The sequence below is a fragment of the Brevundimonas sp. genome, assembly GCF_004210735.1.
Lineage (GTDB): Bacteria > Pseudomonadota > Alphaproteobacteria > Caulobacterales > Caulobacteraceae > Brevundimonas.
Genome location: NZ_SDZL01000080.1, coordinates 1 through 8,550, shown reverse-complemented (window position 1 = coordinate 8,550; position 8,550 = coordinate 1). Strand labels below are relative to the sequence as shown.

Below are 8,550 nucleotides of genomic sequence, written 5' to 3'. Positions count from 1 at the left end.
GGGGAAGGGTCGGGGATGGGGGTGCGAGGCAGGCCGGATGACATTGAAGGTGGGAGGCACGCGTCGGGCGGCGTCACCCCCACCCAACCCTCCCCCATCAAGGGGGAGGGCAGTCAGCGCCGCCCGCGCCCGGCTGCGGCCATAGGCCGGATCACCGTTGGCCGGATCCTCGATCCAGTCCAGCCCCCTGTCCGTCAGAAACGTTCTCAGCGTCGCCCGCGACACGTCCAGCAGCGGCCGCAGCAGCATCAGCCCCCGCCCCTCGGGCCACGCCGGCGACGGCGCCCACTCACGCACCCGCCCCAGGGTCGAGCCCCGCGCCCGCATCCAGTCGGCCTCGTGCACGTCGTCGGCGGTATGGGCGAACAGCACCACCTTCGCCCCGGCCGCCCGCGCCGCCTCGGCGATCAGCGCATGCCGCGCCGCCCGCGCCCGCGCCTGCACGCCCGCCCCGCCCTGCGGCTGGTCCCAGCGCAGCGCTCGCCAGTCAACGCCCAGCGCGCGCGCCGTCTCGCCCGCCCGGCGGGTCCAGTCGGCGCTGTCGGGGTTCAGTCCGTGATCGACGGTCAGGGCCAGCAGTCGCCGTCCGCGCGCCCTGGCCCAGTCGGCCGCCAGCGCCAGCAGGGCGACGGAATCGCCGCCGCCCGACAGGGCCAGCGCCACCGGCCAGTCCACGTCCGGGGCCAGCCGGGCGTCCAGCCGGGCGGCGACCGTTTCGGTCAGAATGTCAGGCGTCGCCGCCGCCTCAGCTACAGGCCGCGCGGGTGCGCAGCTGGGTCGCGCGGGTCTTCAGCGCGGCCGGGGCCGGTTCGGCATAGCGGCGCGTGAACTCGCCCAGCGCGGCGCAGGCCTGGGTCTTGCGATCCGTTTCCAGCAGCGCCGTCGCCAGCTTGATCGTCGCCTCGCCCGCCCAGCCGACGCGCGGCCAGCCCGACAGGGCGGCGGCATAGGCCTGAACGGCGCCCGGATGGTCGTTCTGCGACACGCGCAGGTCGCCCAGGCGATAGTTGGCCTCGCGCGCCTCGGGCGTATCGGGCCAGGTCACCACCACCACCTGCAGCGCGCGGTCGGACCGCGCCGGGCTGGTCGCGGCCAGGCGCGTCGCCGCGATCAGGTCCTGGCCGGCGTTGCCGGTGGGCGAATTGGCGACGATGGGGGCGCTCAACTCGGCCGCCTCGCGCGCCTCGGCCTCCATCTTGTCGACCCGCGCCTCGGAATCGTTCAGCCGGTTGCGCAGGGCCGCGTTGTCGCGCGTCGCCTCGTCGGCGGCGAAGGACAGCCGCTCCAGGTCGCCGTTCACCCGCTGGAAGCTCTGCTCCAGATCCTGCAGGCGACGGTCCAGACTGGCCACCCGGCCCTGCAGGGCGATGACCTCGGGATCAGGCTCGACCAGAACCGGCTGGCCTGCCGCGTTGCGTTGCGTCACCGCACGCTCCAGCCGGCGGACATTGCGGTCCAGTTGCTCCAGTCGCCGCTTGTCCCACTGGACCGGCTCCATCGGCGTGGTCTGGGCGACCGTCACGCCCGCGATCAGGGTCAGGCCGATGGCGGTCGAGATCGCCGCCCGGCTGCGAAGGAAGGAAGGAAGCTTCAGCGTCATGGGATCACGCAACCACCGTTTTAAGGCCGCCGCAAGGCGTGCTCAGTGTCCAAGGCCCAGATACAGGATCGCCGTCAGGAAAAGCCCCAGCACAATGTTGCAGAACACCACCAGCGCCACCGTTCGCCACGTCGCCGAAAAGATCGACAATCCATAGGCGCCCTTCAGCTGGGCGAACATGTGCACAGGAATCGCCAACAGGCCCACCGTCACGACCAGGCCGCCGAACCAGCCCCCGACCCATGTGCTGACCATCCCCGACACCACCATGACCATCAGCAGCATGGCCATGAAGGTCAGCGAATACAGGACGAACACCCCGTGGTCGTACAGGGTCGGCCCGCGCCGCCACAGGAACAACAGCGCCATGAAGGGGATCGAGAAGGGCGCCAGCAGGAAGGCGAACTTGTACATCGTCTGCTGCAATTTGTAGAGCGCCAGGTCCGGATTTTGCATCTTCTTCAATAACGTAGCGCCGAAGCCATGGCCGCTTTTGGCGGCCTCGCTGTTGTCGTTGGCGGCCATGTCCTTGATGTTGGCCTGCCAGCTGCCGGGTTTCAGCCCGTCGGTGCGCACTTCGCCGCCCTGGCCCGCCAGTCGTTCGCGCTGGGTCGCCACCGCCCGCTCGGCCGCCGCCAGGGCGACGCCGGACACGCGGCCGGGATCGGTCGCCAGTTCAGCCCGCGTCTCGGACAGCGCCTTTTCCGCGGCGACCAGGTTCGCCCGGTCGTCGGCCCCGTCCAGCTTCACCGCCGCGCCTTCGTACTGGGGCATGAAGCTGAGGGCGAAGAACATGACGAAGACGGTGAACAGGAACATCGCCAACGGCGAGACATACCGAGTCCGTTTTCCTTCGACCCATTCGCGCGTCAGCTTGCCGGGATTCAGCCACAGCAGCGGCAACGTGCGCCAGATGCGGGCGTCGAAATGCATGACGCCGTGCAGCACCTCTTCCAGCAGGTGATGCAGGGTCCGGTGGACATGGGTCGGCTGGCCGCAGCTGGCGCAGAAATTGCCGCTCGTCTCCGCGCCGCAGTCGGCGCAGACGCCGTGGCTGTCCTCGCCCGCATGGCCCTTCGGCTTCTCGATCGCGCCCGCGATCAGCCCGCCCGTCACCACCCCGCCGGCCGCGTCGATTTCCATGGCCCGTTCCCCTTCCGGATTCGGCCGGGACCTTGCCGCCGGGGCCGTGTACGGACAAGCCCGCGCCTGCACGCACGCAAAGAAAAAGGCGTCGGCCGAAGCCGACGCCTTTCCCGATGCTCAGAACCGTCGCCGGATCAGCGCGTCACGGCGCCCGAGACGATGGCGGTGTGGGCGTTGCGGTTGCGGGCCCACGACTCCTCGTTCGACCCTTCGGCGATCGGGCGCTCCTTGCCGTAGCTGATGGTGTCAATACGGCCGGCGGGCACGCCGCGGTCGACCAGATAACTGCGCACCGATTCAGCACGGCGGGCGCCCAGGGCCAGGTTGTATTCGCGGGTGCCGCGTTCATCGGCATTGCCCTCGATCCGGATGCGCACGGCCGGATAGCGCTGCAGCCACTGGGCCTGGGCGTCCAGACGCGGATAGGCTTCAGAACGCACCTGATAGCTGTCCAGATCGAAATAGACGCGGTCGCCGATGTTGACGACGAAGTCCTGCTCCGACCCCGGCACCGCCGCGCCGATGGCGCCGCCGTCGACCGGACCGGTGGGATTGGTCGGATATTGCGGGTTCGACGGCGCCGTCGTGCCGCCCGGGGTCGCGGGCTCGGGCTTCGGACGCGGGGCGCAGGCGGTCACTGCGGCCACGGCCAGGGCAACGGCCGACAGGCGGGCGAGGGTGTTGATCTTCATCGGTCGTCTCCTAGTCGTCAGGATCTCGGGGCGGTCGCCCCAAAGCTTTGCTATAGCTGGCGTGCTAGCCGCCCCGCATGGCGGGCGCCAGCGTCGATAACGCACAGTTGACCGTTTCGGCTCCGCAAGTGATCGCCGGCCGACGAACCTCGTCAGATGGCGGGGGTCAGCTGGGGCAGCTGTCCGGCCCCTGACCGATGCCCAGGCTGGCCGACGGGGCGTCCAGCAGTGGCGACCAGGCCGGGTCCGCCCCGCGTCCGTCATAGCCCGCCTGCGCCACCACCCGGCCCGACAGGTCCACGGTCCACAGGCGCGTGTCCCCGCCCGGCGACTGGCGCGCGAACATCACATAGCGGCCGTTGGGCGCCCACGACGGGCCTTCCTCGAAATAGCTGGACGACAGGATGCGCTCGCCCGAGCCGTCGGCGTTCATCACACCCGTGTGGAAGCGCCCGCCCGATTGTTTGGTGAAGGCGATCATGTCGCCCCGCGGGCTCCACGTCGGCGAGGTGTACAGCCCGCCGCCGCGCGAGATCGCCCGCTGGCCCGACCCATCGGCCCGCATCACATACAGGCGCGCGCTGCCCGACCGGTCCGAGTTGAACACGATCATCGACCCGTCCGGGCTGAACGAGGGCGAGGTGTCGATGCCCGGATCGCTGGTCAGGCGCGACAGCTGCCGCGTCCGCAGGTTCATCACATAGACGTCGGTGTTGCCGCCCCGGATGATCGAGAAGGCGACCCTGGATCCGTCGGGCGAAAAGCGCGGCGCCAGCACCTGGCCGTCGAACTCGCCCAGGCTTTCGCGGCGGCCGGTCGACAGGTTGTACAGGTAGATGCGGCTGTAATCCTTGCCCAGCGCCACATAGGTGATCTCGTCCGGATTGGCGGCCGAGAAGCGCGGCGACATGATGATCTCGTCGCCCTGGGTCAGATAGACGGGGTTGTAGCCGTCCTGATCGACGATCGACAGGCGGCTGCGCTTGTTCAGCTGGCTGCCGCTCTCGGACACATAGACCACGCGGGTGTCAAAGAAGCCCGCCTCGCCGGTCATGCGCTGATAGACGATGTCCGAAATCTTGTGCGCGATCCGGCGCCACTGCTCGGGCGTGGCGGTGAACTGATAGCTGACCAGCTGGCACTGGCGGTACGGGTCGTACAGGCGGAAGCCGACGTCGTTGCGTCCGTCCGCGCGCGGCGTCACCGATCCGTACAGCACCGCCTGGGCGCCGATGGCCGTCCACTGCGGGAAGTTGGGCGCATTGGCCACCGTCAGCCCCGTCTCGACGAAGCTGGCCGGATCCAGCGGATCGAAGAAACCCGAGCGCCGCAGGTTGGCGCGCACCACGCCCGAAATCTCCGACCCGCTCTGGCCGCTGAACGGGGCCACGGCGATCTGCAGCGGCTTCAGCACGCCCTGATCGATCTCGACCTCGACCGGCCCGGTCTGCTGGCCGGGAACCTGGGCCTGCGCCGCCGTCAACGAAATGGCCGCCAGCGCCAGGGCGGCGGTCGAGACGAGAAGACGGTTCAGGCGCATGGGGGACTCCCGGTATCCAGAGACGATGTCCGCCCTTATCGCCGGACGGCGCTTCAAGCGCCAGCTTGCCGCCGATTGGGGCGACATTCGGGCTGTTCGCCTTCGCTTGAGCGGTATGACTGCCGTCATCCTCGGGCTTGACCCGAGGATCACGTGATCGACGCGCTCTACCTGGCCGATGTCGCGCAGACGGACAGTCCGATCCTCGGGTCAAGCCCGAGGATGACGGCGACAAAGACTGGCGCCCGGATGAAAGCCGCCTCGTTGCTTGCTCTTCCCGCCCGACGCAGTCCACCGTCTCCGGTCGATATGCGTTCGCAGGGGAGGCGGACCCAATGACGACACTAGACTTCGGCCTGATCCAGCCGGTGGCGGCGGCCATGGTCGCGGGCGGGCTGATCGGGGTCGAGCGGACCTATCACGGCCACCCCGCCGGGTTCCGCACCCACATCATGGTCTGCCTGACCTCCTGCGTGCTGATGCTGGCCGCCATGCATCAGTCGACCTGGGCCTTCACCGCACTGCCCGGCCAGAACGTCGTCATCGACCCGACCCGGATGTCGCACGGCCTGCTGACCGGCATCGGCTTCCTGTGCGCCGGGGTCATCTTCCGCGAAGGCTTTTCCGTGCACGGCCTGACCACGGCGGCCAGCCTGTGGACCACCTCGGCCATCGGCGTGATGTTCGGCGTGGGCATGACCCAGCTGGCCCTGATCGCGGCCGGCGCGACCCTTCTGGTGCTGGCCATCCTGCGTTTTCTCGACGCCCGCCTGCCGCACGTCGGCGTCATGGACGTGACCCTGCGCTGGCCCACCGGCGCCGCCCCGTCCGAGACCGCGCTGAAGGCCCTGCTGGACGAGGCCGGCATTCGCGCGGTCCGCATCGGCCACGTCCAGAGCCACGACGGCAAGATCCACGAGCACCACATCAAGGCGCGGGGCCGCATGCCGCTGAACGTGGACGGCCTGGTCGCTCGCCTGACCGACCGCAGCGAGCTGGCAGGCTTCTCGGTCATGCCCAGAGACGATTGAGAGGACGGATTTCGCCCGGTCATTGTCCGGTAACCGTCTTTGCGGCATGACTGGAACGGATGGCGAACGAACCGACTCGAATCCTGGGGCTGGACCCCGGTCTGCGGCGCACCGGCTGGGGCGTGGTCGTGGCCGAGGGGTCGCGCCTGCGCTGGATCGCCCACGGCGTCGTCGCCCCGCCCGAGGGCGCGCCCTTCTCCGAACGGCTGCTGCATCTGCTGGACGGCGTCGGCGCCGTCTGCGCCGACCACGGCTGTGACGAGGCGGCGGTCGAAGAGATTTTCGTCAACATGAACCCGGCCTCGACGCTGAAGCTGGGCCACGCCCGCGCCGCCGTGATGCTGGCCCCCGCCCGCGCCGGCCTGTCGGTGGCCGAATACTCCACCACCCTGATCAAGAAGGCCGTCGTCGGCGCCGGCCATGCCGACAAGAGCCAGATCGCCTTCATGGTCAAACGCCTGTTGCCCGGCGCCGGAGAGGTCAAGGCTGACGCCGCCGACGCCCTGGCCGTCGCCATCGCCCACGCCCACCTGCGGCGCATGAAAACCCTGGCCGTGCGAGGCGCAGCATGATCGGTCGTCTGCGCGGGGTGCTGGCCGAGGTCGGCGAGGCGGAATGCCTGATCGACTGCGCCGGGGTCGGTTATCTGGTCACCTGTGGGGCGCGTACCCTGCAACGCCTGCCCGCGCCCGGCGACGAGGCGACCCTGCATATCGAAAGCCAGTGGAGCCAGGACAACGGCCCGCGCCTGTACGGCTTCCTGACCCGCGACGAACGCCGCGCCTTCACCCTGCTGCTGGCCATCCAGGGCGTTGGGCCGAAAGCCGCGCTCAGCGTGCTGGACGTGCTGCCGCCCGGCGAACTGGCGTCCGCCGTCGCGCGTGAGGACAAGGCGGCGGTCGGTCGCGCCAACGGCGTCGGGCCCAAGCTGGCCCTGCGCATCGTCACCGAGCTCAAGGGCAAACCGCTGGGCGACGCCCACTTCGCCCCGACCGCGCCCGGCGTGCACGTCGAGGTCGCGCCCCCGCCGCCCAGCCTGACCGGCGAAGCCGTCGCCGCCCTGCTGGGCCTCGGCATCGCCGAGGTCAACGCCCGCCGCGCCGTCGATCAGGCCCTGATCCGTCTCGGCGACGACGCCGACCTGTCCGCCGTCATCCGCGCCGCGCTGCAGGAGCTGGGGCGGTGAGGGGCCCAGACTTTGATCCTTCTCCCCTTGCGGGAGAAGGTGGCCGAGCAGAGCGAGGTCGGATGAGGGGTCTCGCGACGCCTCAGCCAAGGCGGCTGCCTCCAATCTCGGCGCAACCCCTCATCCGTCAGGCTTCGCCTGCCACCTTCTCCCGCAAGGGGAGAAGGGCGATGGGGCCCGGCGCATGACCGACGAGCGCATCATCTCCGCCGACTCCGCCCCCGGCGAGCAGTACGACCGCGCCCTGCGGCCCCAGACCCTGTCCGAATTCGTCGGCCAGTCGGCGGCCAAGGGCAATCTGAAGGTCTTCATCGACGCCGCGCGCGGCCGGTCCGAGGCGCTGGATCACGTCCTGCTGTTCGGCCCGCCCGGGCTGGGCAAGACGACGCTGGCCCAGATCGTCGCCCGCGAACTGGGCGTCGGCTTCCGCGCCACCTCCGGGCCGATCCTGGCCAAGGCGGGCGACCTGGCCGCCATCCTGACCAACCTTGAACCCCGCGACGTCTTGTTCATCGACGAGATCCACCGTCTGAGCCCGGCGGTCGAAGAGATCCTGTATCCGGCGATGGAGGACCATGTGCTGGACCTCATTATCGGCGAGGGCCCCTCGGCGCGCAGCGTCCGCATCGATCTGGCGCCCTTCACCCTGGTCGGCGCCACGACCCGCGCGGGCCTGCTGGCCACGCCGCTGCGCGACCGCTTCGGCATTCCGCTGCGGCTGGAATTCTATTCGGCGGACGAGCTGACCGCCGTGATCCGCGGCGCCGCGCGCAAGATGGGCGCCGCGATCAGCGAGGACGGCGCCATGGAGATCGCCCGTCGTTCGCGCGGCACGCCCCGGATCGCCGGCCGTCTGCTGCGCCGGGTGCGCGACTTCGCCGACGCCGAGGGTGCGGCTACCATCGACCGCCTGGCCGCCGGCCGCGCCCTGGCCCGGCTGGAAGTCGACGAGGCCGGACTGGACAGCCTGGACCGCCGCTTCCTGAAGGCCCTGATCGAGAACTACGGCGGCGGCCCCGTCGGGATGGACACGCTGGCGGCCGCTATCGCCGAGGCCCGCGACGCGGTCGAGGACGTGATCGAGCCCTACCTGCTCCAACAGGGCTTCATCCAGCGCACCCCCCGCGGCCGCATGGCCTGCGCCCGCGCCTACGAACACCTGGGGCTGGAGGCCCCGCGCCAACCGCCGACCTCCCCCGACCTGTTCGGCGAAAAGTAGACGCCACGCCTCACCCTCCCCGTCCCGGGGAGGGAGGTCGGAGCGAAGCGGAGACCGGGTGGGGAGGGCAAGGCTGAGCATCCACACCTATCAATCCTCCCCCGTTCACGGGGGAGGATTGATAGGTGTGGATGCT

Annotated in this window: 9 protein-coding genes; 4 read left to right on the top strand and 5 right to left on the bottom strand. The window is 70.0% G+C overall.

Annotated elements, in window-relative coordinates:
• The 5 genes from tilS to tolB form a co-directional block, all read right to left on the bottom strand.
• Positions 1-675 (bottom strand): tRNA lysidine(34) synthetase TilS (gene tilS, locus EON91_RS13145; protein WP_292095581.1); only part of this gene is annotated, 675 nt, incomplete at its 3' end.
• Between the two features lie 70 nt (positions 676-745).
• The gene (locus EON91_RS13140) at positions 746-1,600 is read right to left on the bottom strand and encodes a tetratricopeptide repeat protein (protein ID WP_292095579.1); all 855 of its coding nucleotides are present in this window, start codon (positions 1,598-1,600) and stop codon (positions 746-748) included.
• 42 nt (positions 1,601-1,642) lie between these two features.
• On the bottom strand, positions 1,643-2,743 hold the full coding sequence (locus EON91_RS13135; protein ID WP_292095576.1) for a DUF3667 domain-containing protein: 1,101 nt from the start codon (positions 2,741-2,743) through the stop codon (positions 1,643-1,645).
• 137 nt (positions 2,744-2,880) lie between these two features.
• Entirely contained in the window at positions 2,881-3,438 is a 558-nt protein-coding gene (gene pal, locus EON91_RS13130) for a peptidoglycan-associated lipoprotein Pal (protein WP_292095572.1), read from the bottom strand.
• A gap of 166 nt (positions 3,439-3,604) precedes the next feature.
• Entirely contained in the window at positions 3,605-4,978 is a 1,374-nt protein-coding gene (tolB, locus tag EON91_RS13125; RefSeq protein WP_292095570.1) for a Tol-Pal system beta propeller repeat protein TolB, read from the bottom strand.
• Between the two features lie 335 nt (positions 4,979-5,313).
• Between tolB and EON91_RS13120 the strand changes: the two genes are divergently transcribed.
• The 4 genes from EON91_RS13120 (at position 5,314) to ruvB (ending at position 8,414) form a co-directional block, all read left to right on the top strand.
• Positions 5,314-6,009, top strand: a complete 696-nt coding sequence (locus EON91_RS13120; RefSeq protein ID WP_292095569.1) for an MgtC/SapB family protein — start codon at positions 5,314-5,316, stop codon at positions 6,007-6,009.
• A 59-nt stretch (positions 6,010-6,068) separates the two neighbouring features.
• Complete coding sequence (gene ruvC, locus EON91_RS13115; protein WP_292095567.1) at positions 6,069-6,581, top strand: crossover junction endodeoxyribonuclease RuvC; 513 nt, start codon at positions 6,069-6,071, stop codon at positions 6,579-6,581.
• Positions 6,578-7,195 carry a Holliday junction branch migration protein RuvA gene (ruvA, locus tag EON91_RS13110; protein ID WP_292095564.1) on the top strand — a complete coding sequence of 206 codons (618 nt, stop codon included), beginning with the start codon at positions 6,578-6,580 and terminating at the stop codon, positions 7,193-7,195. The genes ruvC and ruvA overlap by 4 nt, the downstream gene beginning before the upstream one ends.
• 184 nt (positions 7,196-7,379) lie before the next feature.
• A complete protein-coding gene (gene ruvB / locus EON91_RS13105; protein ID WP_292095561.1) occupies positions 7,380-8,414 on the top strand; it encodes a Holliday junction branch migration DNA helicase RuvB in 1,035 nt (344 codons plus the stop codon).
• Positions 8,415-8,550: the final 136 nt, after the last annotated feature.

Excerpts from the sequence above, each read along its gene's own strand:
- EON91_RS13135 (WP_292095576.1), bottom strand. The coding sequence starts at position 2,743 with ATGGAAATCGACGCGGCCGGCGGGGTGGTGACGGGCGGGCTGATCGCG.
- tolB (WP_292095570.1), bottom strand. The coding sequence starts at position 4,978 with ATGCGCCTGAACCGTCTTCTCGTCTCGACCGCCGCCCTGGCGCTGGCG.
- ruvA (WP_292095564.1), top strand. The coding sequence starts at position 6,578 with ATGATCGGTCGTCTGCGCGGGGTGCTGGCCGAGGTCGGCGAGGCGGAA.
- ruvC (WP_292095567.1), top strand. The coding sequence starts at position 6,069 with ATGGCGAACGAACCGACTCGAATCCTGGGGCTGGACCCCGGTCTGCGG.
- ruvB (WP_292095561.1), top strand. The coding sequence starts at position 7,380 with ATGACCGACGAGCGCATCATCTCCGCCGACTCCGCCCCCGGCGAGCAG.
- EON91_RS13120 (WP_292095569.1), top strand. The coding sequence starts at position 5,314 with ATGACGACACTAGACTTCGGCCTGATCCAGCCGGTGGCGGCGGCCATG.
- EON91_RS13140 (WP_292095579.1), bottom strand. The coding sequence starts at position 1,600 with ATGACGCTGAAGCTTCCTTCCTTCCTTCGCAGCCGGGCGGCGATCTCG.
- pal (WP_292095572.1), bottom strand. The coding sequence starts at position 3,438 with ATGAAGATCAACACCCTCGCCCGCCTGTCGGCCGTTGCCCTGGCCGTG.